Source organism: Pigmentiphaga sp. (assembly GCF_033795525.1).
In the GTDB taxonomy this organism is placed as follows: domain Bacteria; phylum Pseudomonadota; class Gammaproteobacteria; order Burkholderiales; family Burkholderiaceae_B; genus Pigmentiphaga.
In genome coordinates this window covers 1-23360 of sequence record NZ_JARYGM010000019.1, presented here as the reverse complement: position 1 = coordinate 23360, position 23360 = coordinate 1, and the positions used below count along the sequence as shown (strand labels likewise).

At 64.4% G+C, this 23360-nt stretch carries 18 protein-coding genes; 12 read left to right on the top strand and 6 right to left on the bottom strand.

Annotated elements, in window-relative coordinates; all coding sequences use genetic code 11:
• The first annotated feature begins 191 nt into the window (after positions 1–191).
• The 4 genes from QHC78_RS20850 (at position 192) to infA (ending at position 3025) form a co-directional block, all read left to right on the top strand.
• Positions 192–1160, top strand: a complete 969-nt coding sequence (locus QHC78_RS20850; protein WP_319748036.1) for a homoserine kinase — start codon at positions 192–194, stop codon at positions 1158–1160.
• A gap of 71 nt (positions 1161–1231) precedes the next feature.
• Entirely contained in the window at positions 1232–2017 is a 786-nt protein-coding gene (locus tag QHC78_RS20845) for a BPSS1780 family membrane protein (RefSeq protein WP_319748034.1), read from the top strand.
• Positions 2018–2247: 230 nt separating this feature from the next.
• Positions 2248–2451, top strand: a complete 204-nt coding sequence (locus tag QHC78_RS20840) for a cold-shock protein (RefSeq protein ID WP_319748033.1) — start codon at positions 2248–2250, stop codon at positions 2449–2451.
• A 304-nt stretch (positions 2452–2755) separates the two neighbouring features.
• Positions 2756–3025 carry a translation initiation factor IF-1 gene (gene infA, locus QHC78_RS20835; protein WP_319748031.1) on the top strand — a complete coding sequence of 90 codons (270 nt, stop codon included), beginning with the start codon at positions 2756–2758 and terminating at the stop codon, positions 3023–3025.
• Between the two features lie 78 nt (positions 3026–3103).
• Here infA and QHC78_RS20830 read toward each other — a convergent pair whose 3' ends face one another.
• A complete protein-coding gene (locus QHC78_RS20830; RefSeq protein WP_319748029.1) occupies positions 3104–5395 on the bottom strand; it encodes a UvrD-helicase domain-containing protein in 2292 nt (763 codons plus the stop codon).
• Positions 5396–5603: 208 nt separating this feature from the next.
• Between QHC78_RS20830 and leuS the strand changes: the two genes are divergently transcribed.
• The 7 genes from leuS (at position 5604) to QHC78_RS20795 (ending at position 13577) form a co-directional block, all read left to right on the top strand.
• Complete coding sequence (leuS, locus tag QHC78_RS20825) at positions 5604–8264, top strand: leucine--tRNA ligase (protein ID WP_319748028.1); 2661 nt, start codon at positions 5604–5606, stop codon at positions 8262–8264.
• On the top strand, positions 8261–8815 hold the full coding sequence (locus tag QHC78_RS20820) for an LPS-assembly lipoprotein LptE (RefSeq protein ID WP_319748026.1): 555 nt from the start codon (positions 8261–8263) through the stop codon (positions 8813–8815). Before leuS ends, QHC78_RS20820 begins: the two co-directional genes overlap by 4 nt.
• Positions 8812–9846 (top strand): DNA polymerase III subunit delta, encoded by a 1035-nt coding sequence (gene holA / locus QHC78_RS20815; RefSeq protein WP_319748025.1) that lies wholly within the window; start codon positions 8812–8814, stop codon positions 9844–9846. The genes QHC78_RS20820 and holA overlap by 4 nt, the downstream gene beginning before the upstream one ends.
• Before the next feature lie 28 nt (positions 9847–9874).
• Positions 9875–11140 carry a glutamate-5-semialdehyde dehydrogenase gene (locus QHC78_RS20810; RefSeq protein WP_319748023.1) on the top strand — a complete coding sequence of 422 codons (1266 nt, stop codon included), beginning with the start codon at positions 9875–9877 and terminating at the stop codon, positions 11138–11140.
• Positions 11141–11227: 87 nt separating this feature from the next.
• On the top strand, positions 11228–11650 hold the full coding sequence (locus QHC78_RS20805; protein ID WP_319748021.1) for a CopD family protein: 423 nt from the start codon (positions 11228–11230) through the stop codon (positions 11648–11650).
• A gap of 11 nt (positions 11651–11661) precedes the next feature.
• On the top strand, positions 11662–13098 hold the full coding sequence (locus QHC78_RS20800) for a THUMP domain-containing class I SAM-dependent RNA methyltransferase (RefSeq protein ID WP_413816503.1): 1437 nt from the start codon (positions 11662–11664) through the stop codon (positions 13096–13098).
• Between the two features lie 287 nt (positions 13099–13385).
• Positions 13386–13577 (top strand): hypothetical protein, encoded by a 192-nt coding sequence (locus QHC78_RS20795; protein WP_319748019.1) that lies wholly within the window; start codon positions 13386–13388, stop codon positions 13575–13577.
• A 112-nt stretch (positions 13578–13689) separates the two neighbouring features.
• Here the strand turns inward: QHC78_RS20795 and adeC are convergent, their stop codons facing one another.
• The 3 genes from adeC to QHC78_RS20780 all read right to left on the bottom strand — a co-directional run bounded on the left by adeC (position 13690) and on the right by QHC78_RS20780 (position 19706).
• Positions 13690–15138 (bottom strand): AdeC/AdeK/OprM family multidrug efflux complex outer membrane factor, encoded by a 1449-nt coding sequence (adeC, locus tag QHC78_RS20790; protein ID WP_319748017.1) that lies wholly within the window; start codon positions 15136–15138, stop codon positions 13690–13692.
• Position 15139: 1 nt separating this feature from the next.
• A complete protein-coding gene (locus tag QHC78_RS20785; RefSeq protein WP_319748016.1) occupies positions 15140–18319 on the bottom strand; it encodes an efflux RND transporter permease subunit in 3180 nt (1059 codons plus the stop codon).
• Positions 18320–18473: 154 nt separating this feature from the next.
• Entirely contained in the window at positions 18474–19706 is a 1233-nt protein-coding gene (locus tag QHC78_RS20780) for an efflux RND transporter periplasmic adaptor subunit (protein ID WP_319748014.1), read from the bottom strand.
• Positions 19707–20210: 504 nt separating this feature from the next.
• Between QHC78_RS20780 and ypfJ the strand changes: the two genes are divergently transcribed.
• Complete coding sequence (gene ypfJ, locus QHC78_RS20775) at positions 20211–21065, top strand: KPN_02809 family neutral zinc metallopeptidase (protein ID WP_319748012.1); 855 nt, start codon at positions 20211–20213, stop codon at positions 21063–21065.
• A 70-nt stretch (positions 21066–21135) separates the two neighbouring features.
• On the opposite strand, the gene QHC78_RS20770 is transcribed toward ypfJ, so the two are convergent.
• Both QHC78_RS20770 and QHC78_RS20765 read right to left on the bottom strand, forming a co-directional pair.
• Positions 21136–22389, bottom strand: coding sequence for a class I SAM-dependent methyltransferase (locus tag QHC78_RS20770; RefSeq protein ID WP_319748010.1), 1254 nt, complete (start codon positions 22387–22389; stop codon positions 21136–21138).
• A gap of 208 nt (positions 22390–22597) precedes the next feature.
• Positions 22598–23140, bottom strand: coding sequence for a YaeQ family protein (locus QHC78_RS20765; RefSeq protein ID WP_319748009.1), 543 nt, complete (start codon positions 23138–23140; stop codon positions 22598–22600).
• Positions 23141–23360 lie beyond the last annotated feature (220 nt).

The window sequence follows — 23360 nt, the reverse complement described above, 5'->3', positions numbered from 1 at the left end:
CGCGTCGTTCGCCGATCGTTTCAGATCATACTGGCCGAGGCCAGCGTCGGCGGGGGATTTTTTCAACGGCCTGCTAGCGCCGCACCCGCGCTCTTCCCGGCCGGCGACAGAGCTGCCGAACCGGAGGTGCGGTCGCGCGATGACGCTAGAATGCGGGAAATCATCGATTCCAGCCTATTCCCCGCTTATCCATGGCCGTATTCACCCCTGTCAGCGAATGGGATGCCCGCGCGCTCCTTGCCGAGTACTCGCTCGGCCAATTGCGTGCCCTGCGCGGCATTCCCTCCGGCATCGAGAACACCAACTACTTTCTTACGACCAGCCAGGGCGAGTACGTGCTGACCTTGTTCGAGCGGCTGACGCGCGAACAACTGCCGTTCTACATCGACCTGATGGCCTATCTCGCGGAGCGGGATATCCCGGTCCCCCATCCCCAGGCCACGCATGACGGGCGGCGTCTGGCCGAGCTGCACGGCAAGCCCTGCACGATCGCCACCCTGCTGCCCGGCAAATGCGAAATGGCGCCACAGCCGGCACACTGCGCGCAGGTCGGCGCCACGCTGGCCCGCATGCACCTGGCTGGACGGGATTTCCCGTCGTTCCAACCCAACTTGCTGGGACTACAGTGGTGGCGCGAGACCGCGCCCGTCGTAGCGCCGTACCTGCCGCCCGAAGCTGCCGCCATGCTGCACGACGAAGTGGCATTCCAGGCCCGGTTCGCGCAGTCCGACGCCTATTGTGAACTGCCCAGCGGACCGGCGCACTGCGACCTGTTTCGTGACAACGTACTGTTTGCCGGCACGCGCGAGGCGCCCGTGCTGGGCGGATTCATCGATTTCTACTTTGCCGGCTGCGATACCTGGCTGTTCGACCTGGCGGTCTGCGTCAATGACTGGTGCATCGATCACGCAAACGGCGAATTCCGGCCGCAGCTGGCCGCGGCCCTGCTCGCGGCCTACGCCGAGGCGCGGCCTTTGAACGACGCGGAACGGGCCTCATGGAGCGCACTGCTGCGCGCGGCCGCGCTTCGCTTCTGGATGTCCAGGCTGCGCGATTTCTATCTTCCCCGTCCTGCGCAAACACTCACCCCGCATGATCCGGCCCATTTCGAACGAATCCTGCGCCTGCGCCGCGATGCCGAACCTTTTCCGCTTCCCTGAATCATGAAACAGCCATTCTTCCGTCACTTGCCGGCCGCCGGCCGTGCGAACCCCGGCAAGGAGGCCCGCTGATGCAAGCCGCCTCTCTGGCGCCCAGCGCAGGCTGGCAGTGGGTACGCGATGGGCTTGCCCTGTTCCGCCGCCAGCCCATGGCCATGTTCACCTGGGCACTCACCATCGGATTCATGGTACTGGTGGCGAGCATCCTCGCCCCCATCGGACCGCTGCTGTTCGTCGCCGCCATGCCGGCGATCACCGTCATGACGCTGGAGGCCTGCCGCGCCATCGAGCAAGGCAAGACGGTCCTGCCCATGCGGCTGTTCCTGGTCCTGAAAGCCCCGGGCCTGGCCAAGAAGCTGTTGACGATGGGCGCGCTCTACGTTGCGGCCGTCCTGGTGGCCGGCCTGGTGTCCTTTCTGCCGTTTGCCGAGAACCTGCGCGAAGCGGTCCAAGGCTTGTCATCCGACGACCTCGGGCCAGTGCTGGAGGCGATGCGCGCGCCCATCGTGGTGTTCGCGGTCCTTTACATCCTCATTGCAGCACTGTTCTGGCATGCGCCGGCGCTGGTGGCCTGGCATCGCCTGGATATACGGAAAGCGCTGTTCTTCTCGGGCGTAGCCTGCTGGCGTAACAAGGGCGCCTTCTTGATGTACGGCGCCAGCTGGCTGCTGGTCGTGCTGGCCCTGGAACTGGGCGGCGGGCTGCTGGAGGCCATCGGACTTTCGGCGACGATGGCGGGATTGATCCAGATGCCGTTCAATTTTCTTGCCGCCGCGATTTTGTACTGCAGTTTCTACCCGAGCTACACGACGGTATTCGGTCCGCCGCCCCCTATCGCCCTGGGCGCACTGCCTTGAAAACATCGGGAAATACCCGCAGCAACGACGATGCAGCGGGTTTTTTCCATACTCGACCGGAAAACGCGGTTGACGGGTGCAACGATACCCCGTATAACGACGTAGCACGATTTTCAAGCGTACGAGTTGCTGTACAAATGCTTACCTCTGCGGTACAGGTTGTTCATGGTCTCCATCCTTGATTGTCTTGCTCACACTCCGTTTTTGTTTTCATTTCAAGGATAAACACCATGGAAACCGGCACCGTTAAATGGTTCAACGACGCTAAAGGCTTTGGCTTCATCACTGCAGACGCGGGCGGCGACGACCTGTTCGCTCACTTCTCCGAAATCCGCGTCGATGGCTTCAAGACCCTGCAAGAGAACCAGAAAGTCAAGTTCGAAGTCACCGTCGGCCCCAAAGGCCGCCAGGCTTCTAACATCCAGCCGCTGTAAGCTATAATAGCTTCAGCCGCCAAAACCCCCGCTTGTGCGGGGGTTTTTGTTTTTGCCGCGTCCCGAGGGACCCCCCTCCGCGCTGCGCGTCCCTTCATTCGGGCACGCCATGCGCTTATGCCGCGCACGATCGTGCGGCATTCCAGGCGGACGTCACGCGTCCCGGGCCTTTGGCCCCTGGCGCTTCACTCGCGAACTTCCACCGTCATCGATGGCGTACCCCGCCAGCCTTGCGGCGAGCCATGGCACCACCATGGCCGAAGCTCGCTTTTTCGCATTTCGCATGCTCAGGAGGAAATAACCCATGGCCACTAAGGAAGATCTGATCGAAATGGAAGGCGTCGTTGCCGAAGTGCTGCCGTCGACCAGCTTTCGCGTCACGCTGGAAAACGGCATGGAAGTCGCCGCCTACGCATCGGGAAAAATGCGCAAGCACCGTATCCGCATTCTGGCTGGCGACCGGGTCACCATGGAATTGTCGCCCTATGACTTGACCAAGGGGCGGATCAGCTTTCGCCACAAGGACGGGCCCGCCCCCACCGGCCGTCCGCCGCGGCGCAGCTCGCCGCGATAAACAAAAAATCCCTCGCCGCGGCGAGGGATTTTTTTGCCGGCCAGCCGAGGCCCAGGCGCACGGGCCGCACGGCCCCGCTTAAACCGGCGCCAGTTTGGCCACGGCCAACGCCAGGGTCTTGGTGCCCAGCTTGCCGAAATTGACCTGCACTTGCGCATCCTGCCCGCTGCCCATCAGGCTGACGATGACGCCCTCGCCGAACTTGGGATGGACGACGCTCTGGCCGACCTTGAAAATACGCCCGTTCACCTCCACGCCGGCGTCCGACGTACGGCGGCTGGAGTAGCCCTCCGACGATCCCAGGTAAGGCGCATCCCGCCCCGCTCGGCTGTAGCCGCTGTTGTTCCCCGCCTCTTCGCCCCAAGCCTTGCGCCCCCAGCCGCCGGCGGTATCCAGGGCCCTGGCGCGGCCCTGCGCAGGCGTGAGCCACTTGAGCGATTCCTCGGGGATCTCGCTCAGGAAGCGCGACCGCATGTGGTAACGGGTCTGGCCGTGCAGCATGCGTGTCTGCGAAAAGCTTAGATAGAGACGCTCGCGGGCGCGGGTGACCGCCACGTACATGAGCCGGCGCTCTTCTTCCAGCCCAGCCTGCTCCAGGATGCTGTTCTCGTGCGGGAACAAGCCTTCTTCCAGCCCAGTGATGAAGACCGCCTCGAACTCCAGGCCCTTTGCCGCGTGCACCGTCATCAGCTGGACGGCGTCCTGTCCTTCGGTAGCCTGGTTATCCCCGGCTTCGAGCGCCGCATGCGCAAGGAAAGCAGCCAAGGGCGACGGCAGCTCGACGCCGGCGTCAGGCAGCGTCTGGGCCAGCGCGCCCGCATCGGTCGCCGCATAGCCGTCCTCTGCGGCAAACGCCGCTGCCGCGTTGACCAGTTCGCGCAGGTTCTCGACCCGCTCGGCCCCCTCCTTTTCCTGCAAGTAGTGCTGGACCAGGCCGCTGGCCTCGATGACGTGGTCGACGATCTCATGCAGCGGAAGATTCTGAGTCTCGAAACGCATGCGGTCGATCAGCGCGGCGAACTGGGCCAGGTTGTTGCCGCCTCGCCCGGGCACCTGGGCCACGGCAGAATACAGGCTGCACGCATGCAGGCGCGCAATGTCCGCCTGCTGTTCCAGCGTGCGGGCGCCGATGCCGCGGGTCGGGAAATTGACCACGCGCATCCACGCGGTATCGTCATGCGGATTCTCCATCAGCCGCAAATACGCCAGCGCGTGCTTGACCTCCTGCCGCTCGAAAAAGCGCAAGCCCCCGTAGACCTTGTATGGGATGCCGGCCGAAAACAACGCATGCTCGAGCACGCGGGACTGTGCGTTGCTGCGATAAAGGATCGCGATCTCTCGACGCAGCCGGCCCTCGCCCACCAGCGACCGGATCTCGTCGACCACCCACTGCGCCTCCTGGGCGTCGGAGACGGCCTCGTACACCCGGATGGGTTCGCCATGGCCGCGGTCGGTCCAGAGATTCTTGCCCAGCCGCCCGGAGTTGTTGCGAATCAGGGTATTGGCCGCATCGAGGATGTGCCCGTACGAACGGTAGTTCTGTTCCAGGCGGATAATGCGGTCCTGGGCAAAGTCGCGTTCGAACTCGGCCATGTTGCCGACGTTGGCGCCGCGGAAGGCGTAGATGGACTGGTCGTCGTCGCCCACGGCGAAAATCGCCGCGCCCCCGCCTGCCAGCAGCTTCAGCCACCGGTACTGGAGACGGTTGGTGTCCTGGAACTCGTCGACCAGGATATGGCGGAACCGGTGCTGGTAGTGCTCGCGGATCGGGGCGTTGCGGGACAACAGCTCGTAGCAGCGCAACAGCAGCTCGGGAAAATCCACCACGCCCTCGCGCTGGCACTGCGCGTCGTACATGCCATAGAGCTCGACCATCTGCCGGTTGAAGCTGTCGTAGGCCTCGACCTCGGTATGCCGCAACCCTTCTTCCTTGGCTGCGTTGATGAAATGCTGGAGCTGGCGGGGCGGGTACTTCTCGTCGTCCACGCCGGCCCCCTTCAGCAGGCGCTTGATCGCCGACAGCTGGTCCGCCGTATCCAGGATCTGGAAGGTCTGCGGCAGTCCTGCATCGCGGTAGTGGGCGCGCAGCATGCGGTTGCACAACCCGTGGAAGGTCCCTATCCACATGCCGCGCGTATTGATGGGCAGCATCGCGCTGATGCGGGTCACCATCTCGCGCGCGGCCTTGTTCGTAAAGGTGACCGCCATCAACCCATGCGGGCTGACCTGGCCGGTCTGGATCAACCATGCCATGCGCGTGGTCAGCACCCGCGTCTTGCCACTGCCCGCGCCTGCCAGCACCAGGGCATGGCGCGGCTCGATGGTCACGGCGGCGAGCTGGGGGGGATTGAGATGGTCGAGCAGGGACATGAGGCAGGACGCAGGGAATAAGAGAAGCGCAGGCAGTCTAGCACCCGTGGCGGGTTCCTGGCGGCGCCCCCGTTACGTCCCAGGCACGGCCCACCTGCTTCTATAATGGGGGGTTTAGCCGGCGTGCGTTGCGCGCGCCGGCGCCGGCCCGCGGCAATGGGCGCCATCGCCGCGCCAGAACACCCCTAGATCAGGCCCCCGGAACCCCATGCAGGAACGCTACGCTCCTAACGAGATCGAATCCGCCGCCCAGAAACACTGGGAAGCGACCAACGCCTACCTTACGGTGGAACATGCGAAGAACCCCGACGGCTCGGAAAAGCCCAAGTTCTACGCCTGCTCGATGCTGCCCTACCCCAGCGGCAAGCTGCACATGGGCCACGTGCGCAACTACACGATCAACGACGCCATGTACCGGCAGTTGCGCATGAAGGGGTACAACGTCCTGATGCCCATGGGCTGGGACGCCTTCGGCATGCCGGCCGAGAACGCCGCCATCAAATCCAAGGTGCCGCCCGCCAAGTGGACCTACGACAACATCGCCTACATGAAGAAGCAGATGAAGGCGATGGGACTGGGCATAGACTGGTCGCGCGAAATGGCTGCCTGCGACCCCAAGTACTACAAGTGGAACCAGTGGCTGTTCCTGAAGATGCTGGAAAAGGGCATCGCTTACCGCAAGACCCAGGTGGTGAACTGGGATCCGGTGGATCAGACCGTTCTGGCCAACGAGCAGGTCATCGACGGCCGCGGCTGGCGCTCGGGCGCACTGGTGGAAAAGCGCGAGATCCCGGGTTACTACCTGCGCATCACCGACTATGCCGAGGAACTGCTGCACGAGGTCAAGCACAACCTGACCGGCTGGCCCGAACGCGTCCGCCTGATGCAGGAACACTGGATAGGCAAGAGCGAAGGCACGCGCTTTGCCTTTACCCACGACATCCGCGACGCCAGCGGACAGTTGATCCAGGACGGCCGCCTGTACGTCTTCACCACGCGCGCCGACACCATCATGGGCGTGACGTTCTGCGCCGTGGCCCCCGAGCATCCGCTGGCCCTGCATGCGGCCGAAGGCAATCCAGCCCTGGCCGCCTTCATCGAGGAATGCCGCAAGGGCGGCGTGACCGAAGCAGAATTGGCCACGCGCGAAAAGGAAGGCGTTCCGACCGGATTGACGGTCACGCACCCGCTCACGGGCGAGGCCGTGCCCGTCTGGGTTGGCAACTACGTGCTGATGAGCTACGGCGAAGGCGCCGTCATGGGCGTGCCGGCCCACGACGAGCGCGATTTCGCGTTCGCCAGGAAATACGGACTGCCCATCAAGCAAGTCATCGCGGCCGAAGGCCAGACGTTCTCGACCGACGCCTGGCAGGAGTGGTATGGCGACAAACAGGCCGGGCGCACCGTCAACTCCGGCGAGTACGACGGCCTTGCGCACCAGGAGGCAGTGGATGCGATCGCGGCCGACTTGCAGGCCAAGGGACTGGGCGAGAAACGCACCACCTATCGGCTACGCGATTGGGGAATCTCGCGGCAGCGCTATTGGGGCACCCCCATCCCCATCATCCATTGCGACGACTGCGGCCCTGTGCCGGTGCCCGAGAAGGACCTTCCGGTCGTCCTGCCGGAAGACCTGATTCCTGATGGCAGCGGCAACCCCCTGGCCAAGAGCGAAGCCTTCCTCAAGTGCGAGTGCCCGAAGTGCGGCAAGCCCGCCCGCCGGGAAACCGACACCATGGATACGTTCGTCGATTCGTCCTGGTATTTCATGCGCTATACGTCGCCCGGCAACGACGCCGCCATGGTCGACGGGCGCAACGACTACTGGATGCCCATGGACCAGTACATCGGCGGCATCGAGCACGCGGTCCTGCATCTGCTTTATGCGCGCTTCTGGACCAAAGTGATGCGCGACATGGGCCTGGTCAAGTTCGGCGAACCCTTCGAAAAACTGCTGACCCAGGGCATGGTGCTCAACCACATCTACTCGCGCAAGAACGAGAAGGGCGGCATCGAGTACTTCTGGCCGGACGAAGTGGAAAACATCTACGACGCCAAGGGCGCCATCGTAGGGGCCCGGCTCAAGGCCGACGGCTCGGCGGTGGACTACGGCGGCGTGGGCACCATGTCCAAGTCCAAGAACAACGGCGTCGATCCGCAATCGCTCATCGATACCCAGGGCGCCGATACCGCCCGGCTGTTCGTGATGTTCGCCAGCCCGCCCGAGCAGACGCTGGAATGGTCCGGCTCCGGCGTGGACGGCGCGCACCGGTTCCTGCGCCGGTTGTGGGGCTTCTGCCATGCCCACCGCGCTCGCATCCAGGCCGCGCTGGAAGCGCCCGCTCCGGCCGATTGGGCCGCCACCAGCCGAGCCGCCAAGGCCTTGCGCCGGGACGTCCATGCCATCCTGAAACAGGCGGACTACGATTACCAGCGTATCCAGTACAACACGGTGGTGTCCGCCAGCATGAAGCTGCTCAACACCCTCGAGGACGCGAAACTGGAAGGCGAACTGGACGACGCGGCGCTGGCCGAGGGCACCCGCATCCTGTTGTCGGTGCTCTACCCCATCGTTCCCCACGTCACTTGGCAGGCCTGGCGCGATCTGGGCTATGACCGCCAGTATGGTGACCTGCTCGATGCGCCTTGGCCGCAGGTCGACGAAGCTGCGCTGGTCACGGATGAAATCGAGCTGATGCTGCAGGTCAATGGCAAGCTGCGCGGATCGCTGTCGGTACCCAGCAGCGCCGACAAGGCGGCCATCGAGGGGCTGGCGGTCGCGCACGAGGCCGTGGCCAAATTCCTGGAAGGACGGCCCGTCAAACGGGTTATCGTCGTCCCGGGCAAACTCGTCAATGTGGTGGGATGATGCACAAGAGCGCGAATCTGCAGTGCCTGATCGACCCTTCGAGCCCCCGGCGCCGCTTCCTTCGCCTGGCAGCCGGCGCGGGCGGCCTGACCATGCTGGCGGCATGCGGTTTCGCGCTGCGCGGCACGGCCGACCTGCCGTTCTCGACCCTCTACGTGGCAGCGAACGACACCTCCGAACTCGGCGCCCAGTTGCGCCGCTACGTGCGCAATACCACCAACACCCGCATCGTCGAAGACCCCAAGGCCGCGGAAGCCCAGCTGCAGATCCTGCAGGAAACAAGGGAACGCAGCATCCTGTCGCTCGATGCGACCGGCCGCGTACGGGAATTCGAATTGCGCTACCTGTTCGCGTTCCGCGTTCACGACGGCAAGGGCCAGGACTACATCCCGCCGACGACCATCGCGCTCAAGCGTGATCTCACTTTCAGCGACGCCACCACGCTGGCCAAGGACTACGAGGCCAACCTGCTTTATCGCGACATGCAGAACGAAGCGATCCAGCAAGTGCTCAGGCGGATGGCGGCGGTGGAGTCCAAGACCCCCTCATGAAACTGCTGCGCCCCGAACAGCTGATTGCCCAGCTGCAGCAATCCGGCGGCCAGCTGGAACCGCTGTATACGGTTACCGGCGATGAGCCGCTACTGGTCATCGAGGCCTGCGACGCCCTGCGCGGAGCGGCGACGGCCGGCGGCTATACCGAACGCGAGACCGTGGTAGCCGATGCCCGCAGCGACTGGGACGCACTGCTCAGCGCCTCGCAATCGATTTCGCTCTTCGGCGAGCGACGTCTGCTGGAACTGAAAATACCGACGGGCAAGCCCGGCAAAACCGGCGGCGAAGTCATCGCCCGCCTCGCCCGGCAGGCGCCGGCGCTGCGGGGCGAGAGCGTCACGGTGGTCATGCTGCCCAAGCTCGACAAGACGACCCGGTCCTCCGCCTGGTTTTCGGCGCTGGCCGAGCACGGCATCGTCGTCGAGGTGCCTACGATCGAACGGCCGATGCTGCCGGGATGGATAGGCGAGCGGCTGGGCCGGCAGAACCAGCGCGCCGGCACGGAAGTGCTGCAATGGCTGGCCGATCGCGTAGAAGGGAATCTGCTGGCCGCGCACCAGGAAATCCTCAAGCTCGGCCTGCTCTACCCTGAGGGCACGCTGACCCTGGAACAGGTCCAGGACGCCGTCATGAACGTGGCGCGCTACGACGTGTTCAAGCTGCGCGACGCCATGCTGGCGGGCGACGCCCAGCGCGTGGTGAGGTTGATTGAAGGATTGCGCGCCGAAGGCGAAGCCCTGCCCTTGGTCCTGTGGGCCGTGGGCGAGGAAATCCGCTTGCTGGCCCGCCTGTCGCAAGCCGCGCAGCAAGGCCAGAGCGTACCGGCGCTCATGCGCAGCCTGCGCTTTTTCGGCAGCCACGAACAGCTGGCCAACCAGGCGCTCAAGCGAGTGCCGGCACAGGCCTGGACCGCTGCCGTCCATCACGCCCACGAAGTAGACAAGATCATCAAAGGCTTGCGCGTTCCCGGACGGCTGCCCGACCCTTGGCACGAAATCACCCGTTTGGCACTCAGGCTGGCCGCCTGATCCATCGCATTCCTGCAGTTCATACAAAATGGATAACTTGAACCTCGACGAAACCCTGCGCCGGCTCGGCATGCGCGCCCGTTCGGCCGCCCGCCTCGTCGCCCGCGCCGATGACCGAACCAAGGCCGCCGCGCTGCTCGCCATGGCGGCTGCCCTGCGCGCACGCAAGGAATGGCTGCAGGCGGAAAACGCCAAGGACTTGGAAGCGGCCCGCGCGCGCGGCCTGGAACCGGCGCTGGTCGACCGGCTGACCTTGTCCGACAAGGCTCTGGGGCTGATGGCCACGGGCCTCGAACAAATCGCGGCCATGCCGGACCCGGTGGGCGAACTGACCGAGACCCGGCTGCGGCCCAACGGCATGCAGGTTGCACGCATGCGTGTACCGCTAGGCGTCATCGCCATCGTCTATGAGTCACGGCCCAACGTCACCATCGACGCCGCGGCACTCTGCCTGAAATCGGGCAATGCCGCCATTCTTCGCGGCGGCTCCGAAGCCATTCACTCCAATACCGCGCTGGGCCGCGTCGTGCGCGAAGGCCTGGAAGCCGCCGGCCTGCCAGCCGATGCAGTGCAGGTAGTGGAAACGACCGACCGCGCGGCGGTGGGCAAGCTGGCCACCATGACCGAGTACGTCGACGTCATCGTTCCCCGCGGCGGCAAGGGATTGATCAAGCGCCTGTCCGAAGAAGCACGCGTTCCCGTGATCAAGCACCTCGACGGCATCTGCCATGTCTACGTGGACCGGGATGCCGACCTCGCCAAGGCCCGCGCGATTGCCTTCAACGCCAAGACCTATCGCTACGGCATCTGCGGAGCGATGGAAACCCTGCTGGTGCATGCCGGCATCGCGCCGGCATTCCTGCCCGACATGGGCCGGGCCTTCGCCGAACACGGCGTGGAGCTTCGAGGCTGCGACCGCACGCGCGCCCTGGTGCCGCAAGCCGTACCGGCGACCGAGGAAGACTGGGCCACCGAATACCTCGCGCCTGTTCTTGCAGTAAAGGTGGTCGACGACCTGGACCAAGCGATCTCGCACATCGAAGCCTATGGCTCGCAGCACACCGACTCCATCGTGACCGAGAACCTGTCGGCTGCCCGGCGCTTCCAGCGCGAGGTAGACTCCAGTTCGGTGTACGTCAACCTGCCCACCTGCTTCGCGGATGGCTACGAGTATGGATTGGGAGCCGAAATCGGCATCTCCACCAACAAGCTGCACGCCCGTGGGCCGGTCGGCCTCGAAGGACTCACCACGCTGAAGTGGGTGTTGACCGGAGACGGGCAGACGCGCGGCTGAGCAGCATCGGCGGTCTCCGGGGCAAGGCGCCTGCCGCTGTCCCTAAGTGCCGCGCTGGCGGCTAGCAAGACTGACAAGGAACCATTCATGTTGTGGGTCAAAGCTTTTCACATCGTATTCGTGGCCTCGTGGTTCGCCGGCTTGTTCTACCTGCCGCGCATCTTCGTCAACCTCGCGCAGGAAACGAATGCCGCCGCGGCCACGCGCCTGCTCGGCATGGCTCGCCGGCTATTCCGCTTCAGCACCATGCTGGCCGTGCCGGCCATCCTGCTGGGCCTATGGCTGTATCTGGGCTATGGTATAGGCCGGGGACCGGGCAACGGCTGGATGCACGCCAAGCTCGCCGTCGTGATTCTGGCCATTGGCTACCACCATGCCTGCGGCAGCCTCCTGCGCAAATTCGAGGCCAACCGCAATACCCGGTCGCACGTGTTCTACCGTTGGTTCAACGAGGTCCCCGTGTTGCTGCTGCTCGCGGCCACCATTTTCGTTGTCGTCAAACCTTTCTGATCGGCCCAGTCTTGTCTGATACTCCCGAGCGTAAAAAAACGACGCTATCCCTTCCTGCCGGCGACTCTTCACGCCGGGCACCCGGCGACCAGCGCGTCCGGTCGGGAGCGCGCGCCCACCGGGTGGCCCGCGCCACGCTGGAAAGCGGCAAGCAGCCGACCTCCCCGCCTACGCGTACCCCCCGTTCGGAGACCGGGCGCGCAAGCTCGGAGCAGGTCGACGAGCGGCGCGCTTCCCGACCACGCGCCAACCGCGAAAAGCCCCACCCCCAAAGCGGGCCACGCATCGTCGCCAGCCAGGCGGAGACATTCGAGATATTCGCGCCTTGCCCGCAAGGCCTCGAACAGGCACTGGCAGACGAACTCCGCGCCCTCGGTTTCGAAGACGCCCGGACCGGCCGCGCCGGCGCGCACTTCACAGCCGACTGGACGGGCATGATGCGCGCCAACCTCGAGTCTAGGCTGGCTACCCGCATCCTCGTCCGCGTCGCGCACGCGCCGGTACGCGACGAAGACGACCTGCTGGCGCTGGCCCAGGCAACGCCCTGGGAACGCTGGTTCGGCGCCGAGCGCACCTTGCGCGTAGACACGTCGGCCGTGCGTAGCCCGATGAAGAGCCTCCAGTTCTGCAACCTGCGGGTCAAGGACGGGATTTGCGACCGGCTGCGCGATCTTGAAGGGGAACGGCCCAGCATCGACACAGTGCGGCCCGATGCCCGCGTCCATGCCTTCCTGGACGAAACCAGCGCCACACTGTATCTCGATACGTCCGGCGAATCCCTCTTCAAGCGAGGCTGGCGACTCGACAAAGGCGAAGCTCCGCTGCGCGAGAACTTGGCGGCCGGCTTGCTGGCACTTTCGGGCTGGCCGGGCGACGTACCGCTGCTCGATCCGTTCTGCGGCAGCGGGACCATCCTGATCGAAGCCGCGCTCAAGGCCTTGAATGTACCGCCCGGCATCTCCCGTCCGTTCGCCTTCGAGCGGCTACGCGGCCACCAGGACCGGCGGTGGCGCGATGTGAAGGACGACGCCCGCGCCCGGATCCTGCCCGGGCTGCCCATGCAATTGGCAGGCGCGGATATCGACCCCCGCGCCATCGAGGCGGCCCGGGACAACGCCCATCGTGCCGGGCTGACCGAAGACGCTGTCTATTTCGAAGTGGCGGATGCCCGCGACACCTGCCCCCTGGACGAGCGGGCCGGCTGGATGGTCACCAATCCGCCCTATGGCGAACGGCTGGGCGTAGAAGAAGACAAGCAACTCTGGCCGGAATGGGCCACGACGCTCAAACGGGAGTTTGGTGGCTGGCAGTTGCACGTCATTACCAACGACTTCGAGCTGCCCAGGAAACTGCGGCTTGATCCTTTCCGGCGCACTCCCGTATACAACGGCGCCCTGGAATGCCGGTTGTTCGGTTTTCAGCTCGTCGCAGGCAGCTTCCGCCGCTGACCCGCCCTGGCCTCCCGGCAAGTCCCATGGAGGCCGCCCCTCTTCCACAGAGCGCCCCTTTTTACCGCAGCGCACCACCCGTGCGCTGTCTCAGTCTGTCGCCACGCGAAATGTGACCCATACACTGCAATAAACGGCGCACCGGGGCGGGATGACGCATCGCAACAACACTTGGCCCCTCCCGCAGGACCGAACTCACCATAAGACTTGCCATATCCTCGGGTTTCCCCTAATATAGGGTTATCACCTAAGTGATTTCACTTAGGGCCACAGCCGAGGATCCAGCCATGAAATACGTTCAAGACAGCAAGTTGACCGACACGCTAGAGCGCGAGCTGATCCGTAGCGAGCTGGCCAACGAATTCGAGCAGCCCCGCCCCTTCGCGGCGCTGCGACAAGTCGCCACCCAGCTTCTGGGCTTGGCGGCCGATCTCAAGGCCGCCGCGCGCCGCTACGACGTTCAGTACGCCAACGGCTAATCAAGTCGCCATACTGCGATGTGCAAAGGCGTCCCGAAGGGGACGCCTTTTGTTTTGGTGCCCATGCAGGCCAATGATTGGGCGCTCCAGGAAGGAAAGCGCCCAGCCCGCCTTATTGCTGCACTGTCGGCTGTGTCGGCGTGGGTGCGGCGGCGACAGTGTTCTCCTCCCATCCGCCGCCCAGCGACTTGTACAGATTGACCAGGTTGTTCAAGCGCTCTGCGCGGGCCTGCAACAAACCTTGCTCGGCCGTGAACAAGGCTCGTTGCGCATCGAGCAATTGCAGGTAGCTGTCCACACCGTTGCGATAGCGCAACTCGGACAGTTCCAGGCTGCGGCGCGAAGCATCCACCAGTTGCTGCTGGGCCTCGATCTGCCGATCGTAGGTTCTCTTGGCATCCAGCGCATCGGCCACTTCCCGGAAGGCCGTCTGTATGGTCTTCTCGTACTGGGCGACCGCGATATTCCGGCGTGCTTCGGTCAGGTCGAGATTGGCTCGATTGCGGCCGGCGTCGAAAATGGGGAGGCTGATCTGCGGCATGAAACTCCACGCAAGCGAGCCGCTGTCGAATAGGCCGGACAACTGGCTGCTTGCCGTCCCGAACGCGCCGGTAAGCGCAATGCGCGGGAAAAACGCTGCTCGGGCCGCGCCGATATTGGCATTGGCACTGAGCAATTGCTGCTCCGCCGCGCGGATGTCGGGCCGGCGTTCGATCAGGTCGGACGACAAGCCCACCGGCACCTCGGCCAGGAGCGCCTGGGCATCCAGGGGCCTCGGCGCCGGCAGGTCCGCCGGCAGGGGCTGCCCGATCAACAACACGATCGTATTGATGGCCAGGGCTCGGTTGCGCTCGGCGATCGCCTGCTCGGACAACGCGTTCTGCACCAGCGATTCGGCCTGCTGCAACTCGAGTTCCGAAGCCGCGCCGGCGTCATAGCGCATTTTGATCAGGTTGTAGGAATCCTGCCGGGTTTTCAGCGTACGCTGCGCCAGCGCGAGCGCTTCGTCGCTGGCCCGCTCGTTCAGGTAGGCATTGGCCAGTTGGGCCACCAGGCTGATCTGGGTGCTCCGGCGGGTTTCCTCGGTCGCCAGGTATTGCGCCAACGCGGCCTCGCTCAAGCTGCGGACGCGGCCGAACAAATCCAGCTCGAACGCGGTCACGCCCAGGTTGACCTGGTATTGGCTGCCTATTGTCTGCCTGCCCGACAGCGACAGGTCCGCCGGCGTACGCTGGCGGGTCCCGTTCGCATTGGCGCTGACGCCCGGGAACTGGTCCGCGCGCGTCACGCCGTACTGGGCCCGGGCCGCCTCGATGTTGAGTACGGCTACCCGCAGGTCGCGATTGTTTTCCAACGCCAAGGCGATCAGCCGCTGGAGCCGCGCGTCGCCGAAGAATTGGCGCCATCCTATGTCGGCCGCCGCTTGTTGCGAGCCGGCCGGGGCCGCGCCATGCGCGGCGAAGTCGGACTCCACCGGCGCCGCGGGCCGTTCATAGGAAGGGATCAGCGAGCACCCTCCTAGCAAGGCGGCTGCGGCCAGCGCCACGATTTTCTTGCTCATATCAGTTTCCTTCATGCTTGACCGCTCCCGCATCGGCGGGGCCCGGCTTGGCATCGTCGTGATGTCCCATGACGTGCAGCGATTCGGGCTTGGTCTTGAACAAGCGCAGCACCACCACGAAGAACACGGGCACGAAGAACACAGCCAGGAGCGTGGCCGAAATCATGCCGCCCAGCACGCCCGTGCCGATGGCACGCTGCGCACCCGAGCTCGCGCCGGTGGCGATGGCAAGCGGCACCACACCCAGGATGAACGCGAGCGAGGTCATGATGATGGGCCGGAAGCGCAGCCGAGCGGCCTCGATCGTCGCCTCGGCCAGGCCCTTGCCTTCGGCGTAGAGGTCTTTGGCGAATTCAACGATCAGGATCGCGTTCTTCGCCGACAAGCCGATGATGGTCACCAACCCGACCTTGAAGAACACGTCATTGGGCATGCCCAGCAGTGTCACGGCCAGCACCGAGCCAATCACGCCCAGCGGCACCACCAGGATCACCGAGAACGGAATGGACCAGCTTTCGTACAGCGCAGCCAGAACCAGGAACACCACCAACAGCGACAGGGTCAGCAGGATGGGCACCTGGGCGCCCGAGACCCGTTCCTGCAGCGACTGGCCGGTCCATTCATAACCGATGCCCGCCGGCAGCTGCTGCACCAGGCGCTCCATTTCCGCCATGGCATCGCCGGTACTGAAGCCAGGCTTGGCGTCGCCGGAAATCTTGTACGACGGATAGCCGTTGTAGCGGATCACCTGCACCGGCCCCTTGGTCCATTCCGACGTGGCGAACGCCGAGAACGGCACCATTCCGCCGGAATCGTTGGCTGCGTAGAGCCGGAGCAGGTCGTCAGGCGTCATGCGGCTGTCCGGTTCGGCTTGCACGATAACGCGCTGCACCCGGCCGATATTGACGAAGTCGTTCACCGTGGCCGACCCCACCGAGGTGGACAGAGCGGCGCGGATGGAGTTGAACGACACGCCCAGCGCATTGGCCTTCTGGCGGTCGATCTCCAGCCTGAGCTGCGGTGCATCTTCCAGGCCTTCGACGCGTGCGTAGGCTATGACCGGACTCTGCGCGACGGCGCCAAGCAACTGGTCCCGTGCCGCCAGCAGGGCATCGTGGCCCAGCCCGCCGCGGTCCTGCAGACGGAACGTGAAGCCGGTCGCGTTGCCGAGTTCAGGAATCGACGGCGGCACGATGGAGAAAGCCATCGCGTCCTTGATCCGGGCGAAGAAAGTGCCGTTGGCACGCGCGGCCTCGGCCTGTGCCGATTCATCGTCCCCGCGCTCGGACCAGTCCTTCAGCGTGGCGAACGACAAGGCGGCGTTTTGCCCCTGGCCGGAAAAGCTGAAGCCCATGATCGTGATGACCGAGTTGACCGACGGACGCGATAGATAGTGCTCTTCCATCACGCTGGCAGCCGCGCGCGTACGGTTCGCGGTCGCGCCGGGCGGAGTCTGGATGTCGGTGATCACGTAGCCTTGGTCTTCGGCCGGCAGGAACGACGACGGCAGCCGTACGAAGGTATAGCCCAGCACCACGAGAATCAGGACATACAGCAGCATGTAGCGGCCGGTCTTGGCCAGAATGCGGCCCACCCAGCCCTGGTAGCGATCCGCGGTCCGGGTGAAACTGCGGTTGAACCAGCCGAAGAAGCCCTTTTTCTCGTGATGGGCGCCCTTGGGAATCGGCTTAAGGATGGTCGAGCACAGCGCCGGCGTCAGCGACAGTGCGAGGAAACCCGAGAACAGGATGGACGAGGCCATGGCCAGCGAGAACTGGCGATAGATCACGCCCACGGAGCCGCTCATGAAGGCCAGCGGCAAGAACACCGCGGTCAGCACCAGCGTAATACCGATAATGGCGCCGCTGATCTGACCCATGGCCTTGCGGGTCGCCTCCTTCGGCGGCAGGCCTTCCTCGACCATGATGCGCTCGACGTTCTCCACCACCACGATGGCATCGTCCACCAGGATCCCGATCACGAGCACCATGCCGAACATGGTCAGCACGTTGATCGAGAAGCCGGCCGCGTACATGATCCCGAAGGTGCCCATCAGGCAGATGGGCACCACAATGGTCGGAATGAGTGTGTAGCGGAAGTTCTGCAGGAACAGGAACATCACGAGGAACACCAGCACCATGGCTTCGGCCAGGGTATGCAGCACCTTCTCGATCGAGGCCTGGACGAAGGGCGTGGTGTCGTACGGGATTTCGTAGACGTAGTCCTCCGGGAAGTACGCGGAGAGCTCCTCCATCTTCGCCTTGACACCTTCGGCCGCGGCCAGCGCGTTGGCGCCGGGCGCGAGCTGCACTGCCACGGCAGCGGTGGGCTTGCCGTTCAGCATGGACGAGAACTGGTAGGTCTCCGCGCCGACCTCGACCCGCGCCACGTCGCGCAAGCGGACAGTCGAGCCGTCGGGATTCGCCCGCAGAACGATATCGCCGAATTCCTCTGGCGTAGCAAGCTGCCCGCGCACGATGATGGACGCAGTGATCTGCTGGTCGGGCAGATTGGGCTGGTCGCCGATGGCGCCGGCCGGCAACTGAAGGTTCTGGCCCGAAATCGCGTTGCTGATGTCGGCGGCGGACAAGTTGTAGCTGAGCAGCTTCTTGGGATCGATCCAGACCCGCATGGCGCGCTGCGATGCAAACAGCTGCGCGCGACCCACGCCGGGCACGCGGCGGATTTCGCTCAATACGTTACGAGTCAGGTAGTCGCCCAGGCCCACCGCGTCCGTACCGCCACTCTTGGACGACAAGGTCACGACCATCAGGAAGTTGGTACTGGCCTTCTCGACCCGCAGGCCTTGCTGCATGACCGATTGCGGCAGGCGCGATTCCACCCGCTTGATCCGGTTCTGCACCTCGACCGCTGCCAGGTCGGGGTCGATGCCGGGCGCGAACGTGACGTTGATTTCGGCGCGGCCATAGCTGTTGCTCTGCGACTCGAAATACATCATGCCGCGCGCGCCGTTGAGCTCGTCCTCGATCAGGCCGGTGACGGATTCCGCCACGGTCTGGGCCGATGCGCCCGGATACGTCGCGTCGATCGAAATAACCGGCGGCGCGACGTTGGGATACTGCGAGACCGGCAGATTGGGAATGGCCAACACCCCGGCCAGGATGATGAACAGCGCGACCACCCAGGCAAAAATCGGCCTGTTAATGAAAAATTGCGACATGTCTGCTGACTCTCTTAGAGAAGCTTCGGACGTTGCGGCCGGGGCGGCGCCTGCATCGGCGCGCCATCGACCTGGCCAGCGTCCCTATCGGGCCGGACCTGCTTTTGGCCGGCCCGTGCGCGGTACGCGGCGCGCGCCGCGAGCGTCGTCTCGATCACGGCTTGCCGCCATCCTGGCCAGCGGCCGGCTGCGCAGCGGCCGGGGTGGGGGCGGCCGGGGTGGCGGCGGCGGCCGGCTTCCACGGAACGGGCTTGACCACTGCGCCGGGACGGACTTTCTGGAAGCCCTCGACGATAACCACGTCATTGGCCTGCAGCCCCTGGGTGACGATCCACCGATCGCCAACCGCGGCGCCGGTTTGAATGACGCGGGGCTGGACCTTGCCCTCGGGCCCCACCACCAGCACCGAGGTATCGCCATTGGGACCGCGCTGGACCGCCTGCTGGGGGACGGTGATGGCGGCTTCGTCTATCCCCTGCTCGACCCGCACCCGCACATACATGCCGGGCAGCAGCACCTGCTTGGGATTCGGGAACTCGGCGCGCAGCGTGACCTGGCCGGTGGTCTGGTCGACCGTGACGTCCGAGAACAACAGCTTCCCGGTCAGCGGATAACGGGTCCCGTCCTCCAGTACCAGCGAAACGCGGGCCTCGTTGGGCGACACCTGCTTGATCTTGCCGCTGTCGAACGCTTCGCGCAGCTGGCTGAGCTGCGTTACCGACTGGGTGAAGTTGGCATAGATGGGATCCAGCCGCTGGATGGTCGCCAGCGGCGTGACCTCGCTTTGCCCGACCAGCGCCCCTTCGGTGACGAGCGCGCGGCCGATACGGCCGGAAATCGGCGCCGTCACGGTGGCGTAATCGAGATTGAGCTTGGCGCGGTCGAGCGCGGCCTTGGATGCCGCGACCGCCGCCTGCGCCTGCTTGTAGGCGGCGACGGCGTTGTCGTATTCCTGCCTGCTGACCGCATTGGCCTTGACCAGCGGTTCATAGCGCTCGGCCAGCATGCGGGCCTGGTAGAGATTGGCCTCGTCGCGCTGCAGGTTCGCCCTGGCGCTGTTATAGTCGGCCTGGAAAGGAGCCGGGTCGATCTTGAACAGCAATTGCCCGGCCTTCACGTCGCTGCCCTCGCGGAACGCACGCTGCAGCACGATGCCCGCGACCCGCGCGCGTACTTCGGCAATGCGGGTAGCCTGCAGGCGGCCGGGCAATTCGTTCACAATGACTTCCTTGGACGGCGCGACGGTGATCGTGCCGATTTCCATCGGAGGAGGCGCACCAGCGCCCTGCTCTGCGCCCCCGTTTCCTTTGCCGCAAGCGGACAGCGCCAGCAGCGCGGCCAGCGATACCGCGCCTAGCAGATAGGGTGAGCGTCTTTTGCGTTGCATAGCGTTCCTCTAGGCATATGACGTCGCGGGCACGGACAAGGCCGCAACGTATTCGAAATCCCGGGATGACGAAAGCCTCGCGCGCCCGGGCGGCCGGGCGCGAAGCCAGGTGCGGGCGAGAAGGCATTGCGGACATCGTGAAGCAAACGATTATATACAAACATTCATGGATGTTTGTATATGGAGCACGATTTTTTTCGTTTGCCCATTTAAACGGCGAAGTGTGTCAAGCCAGCAAATACCCGCATGCAATGAAGGGCTTTCCGCGGTTCGCGCCCTCCTCCCCTGCGCCACCCGAGGAAGAATGCTCCCATATTTTGAGGAGGGACTGCTGCGGCATTTGTGATTGCGGTGTCACATTCATCGCCCGCACAACACCTGTCCCGACCCCGGCGGGCCGACCGCCGGCGTCGCAGCCCTCTGCTCCGGCACACGCCTCGGGCAGGACAGTTTATAGTTCCGCCGTACGCCAGCCCCCGCAACAAGACGAGATAAGGAAGCGCCATGCGTCTGGACAACGGCCGCGAAAGCAACAATATCGAAGACCGCCGGCGCGGAGGCGGCCCGCGCCTGGGCGGCCGTGGGTCGGTAGGCATAGGCGCCATCGTGCTGGCCCTGGTCGCCATGTATTTCGGAGTGGACCCCGCCGTCGTGCTCGACCTTGCTTCTGGCCCCGGAACCTCGGTCCAGGAACCAGCGGGCGCGCCTCCGGCCGACGACCAGGAAGCCCAGTTCGTCTCGAAGGTACTGGCGGATACGGAAGACACCTGGGGCGAAATTTTCCGCGCCTCCGGCGGCCGCTATGCCGAACCCAAGCTGGTCCTCTATTCCGGTGTGACAGGTACCGCCTGCGGCACCGGCCAGGCCGCCATGGGTCCTTTCTATTGCCCAGGCGACACGCGGGTCTACCTGGACATGAGTTTCTTCGGCGAAATGCAACGCCGCTTGAACGCCCCGGGTGATTTTGCCCGCGCCTACGTCATTGCCCATGAAATCGGCCACCACGTCCAGAATCTCCTGGGAACCGCCGAGCGGGTCAGCCGCCAGCAACGCGCGCTGGGCCCCGCCGAAGCCAACCAGCTATCCGTACGCATGGAATTGCAGGCCGATTGCTATGCCGGCATATGGGCCTACCATGCCAACCGCAGCCGACAGATACTCGAGCCGGGCGACGTGGAGGAGGCGCTGAACGCGGCCTCCGCCATCGGCGACGACCGGCTGCAGAAGGAAGCGCAGGGTTACGTCGTGCCGGACGCGTTCACGCATGGCAGCTCGGCCCAGCGTGTGCGTTGGTTCAAGCGCGGACTCGAATCGGGCGACCCGAAGCTTTGCGACACGTTCTCGGCGTCGTCGCTATAGCGCTCGCGGCCATTGCGGGTCCCCGGACAGGCGGCCGAAACGGGCAGGCGCGGCGAACGCCTGCGCCGCCTCAGCGGTAGATGTAGTCGCGGCGGAACGGATAGGCCTGGCCCGGAGGATCGTCGAGTTCGGTCCCGTCAAAGGTCCCTTGCCGCTGGCACAGCACCTGGTTTAGCGAAATCCAACCCTGCTCGAACGCCATCGCGCAACCCGCAAGATACAGCCGATAAGCCCGGACCGACTTGGCGCCCTGCTCGCCCGACAGTATCCGGTATGCCTCGTCCAGCTTGGCTTCCAGCCCATCGCTCCAGGCCCAGAGGGTCCGCGCATAATGGGGACGCAGGTTTTCCACGTCGACGGCTTCCAGCCCGCCATCGCTGAGCGTTTCCAGCACCTTGCTGACGTGAACCAGCTCGCCGCCCGGGAAGATGTATTTCTCGATGAAGTCGCCCATGCCGCTTCCCAGCTGCGCGTTGTAGGTTCCGCCCGATGTGATGCCATGGTTCATGACCAGGCCGCCGGGACGCAGCAGGCGTCGGATTTTCGCGAAATAGCCGGTCAACTGGGCTCGGCCCACGTGCTCGAACATTCCGACCGAGGCGATTTTGTCGTAGGGCTGCGTTTCTTCCAGTTTGCGGTAATCCAGCAGCAGCATGCGCACCCGGTGCTTGAGACCTTTTTCCTCGATCAAGCGGTTCACATGGGCATGCTGGTTCTTGGACAGGGTGATGCCGGTCGCGTCGACGCCGTAGTTTTCCGCGGCCCAGAGCAGCAAGCCGCCCCATCCGGCCCCGATGTCGAGAAAGCGCTCCCCTTCCCGCAGACGCAACTTGCGGCAGATATGGTCCAGCTTGGCCTCTTGCGCCTGGGCCAGAGTCATGCCGGACTCGCGATAATACGCACACGAATACACCCGGCGCGGATCCTGCCATAAACCGTAAAAGTCGTCGGACAGGTCGTAGTGGAACTCGATCTGGCGCGCGTCGCGCTCCACCGTGTGGCGCATGACCGAGGCGACTTTGCGGCCCGCTTGCGACAGCCAGCTTGGCCGGGAATTGTCCACCGGCGACTCTTTCAGTATGGCGGCCGCCGTTGCCATGACGTCACGCATAGTACCGGTAATATCCATGCGGCCTTCGACGTAGTCTTCCCCCAGGGGACCGACTCGTCCCCGCACCAGGTGCGATAGCGAACGTAGCGTTTTAAGCCTGAACCCGACCTTGGGGTCGCTGGCACCGAGCGTGGTGCCGTCGGGCAGTATCAATTGGACGGGGATGGGTAATGCGGCAAGTTGACGTTCAGCCTGGGAAAAAAGTGCATTCATGAAGGGTTTCCGTATTCCACAACCTGTCGTCCGCGACAGGGGCGCGTTTTTTATTGGCGCACGGACCTTCTCCAGGCAAAGCCTCGCTATTGGCCGGCGCCATTTCGGTGACCAGATTCGTAACCACTTTCTTGCTTTTTTATCCTAGCACCAAACGTGCAGGCCGTTGGCGGGGACGCAGCCTCGCAAAAACCGTCCAAAACCCTGATTAGATTATGGGATACAGCATTTCCGGAGAGAAACGCACGATTTCCGTCCCGTTACCGAGCCAGGCTTCGGCGTCCTGCACGTTGCATTGAAGCCGCATCGACCGTTCCGCCATGCGCGCCGCCGCAGCGGTAGCATCCGGATCCAGCCGGAAAACCCGCAAATTCTCGAGCCTGGAAAGTTTGTTGCGGTTTTGCTGCCACCATCCATCGGCGGTCCTGCCATAGGCATAGAGGACGACCTGACCGGCGCGGCCGCAGGCCTTGCGCAGCCATTTCTCGTCGGGGAGCCCGACCTCTATCCAGGTCTCGATGGCGCCGGTGAGGTCCTTGCGCCAGATATCGGGCTCGTCGTCGACGGATAGCCCTCGGCCGAACGCGAGTCCTTCCGTCGCATTCAGTGCGAAGGCCACTACGCGTACCATCATTCGCTCATCGGTTTCCGACGGATGCCTGGCCACGACCAACGCATGCTCTGCGTAGTAGCCCCTGTCCATGTCCGCCACTTGCAAGATTGCCTTGTAAACCACCGACCGCAACGCCATATAAAGCTTCCATTGATGCCGCGCACGCGGCGGCCTGTCTTCAAAATGCCGGTCGCGCGGACGCGCAAACACCGGACTTTAGGATGAGAGTATCGGGAAAATGTTTCAGAGTGAACTTTAGGAGCTCCCTGTACTCTATGCCTTTAACAGGCCGTTGAAAAAATCCCCCGCCGACGCTGGCCTCGGCCAGTATGATCTGAAACGATCGGCGAACGACGCG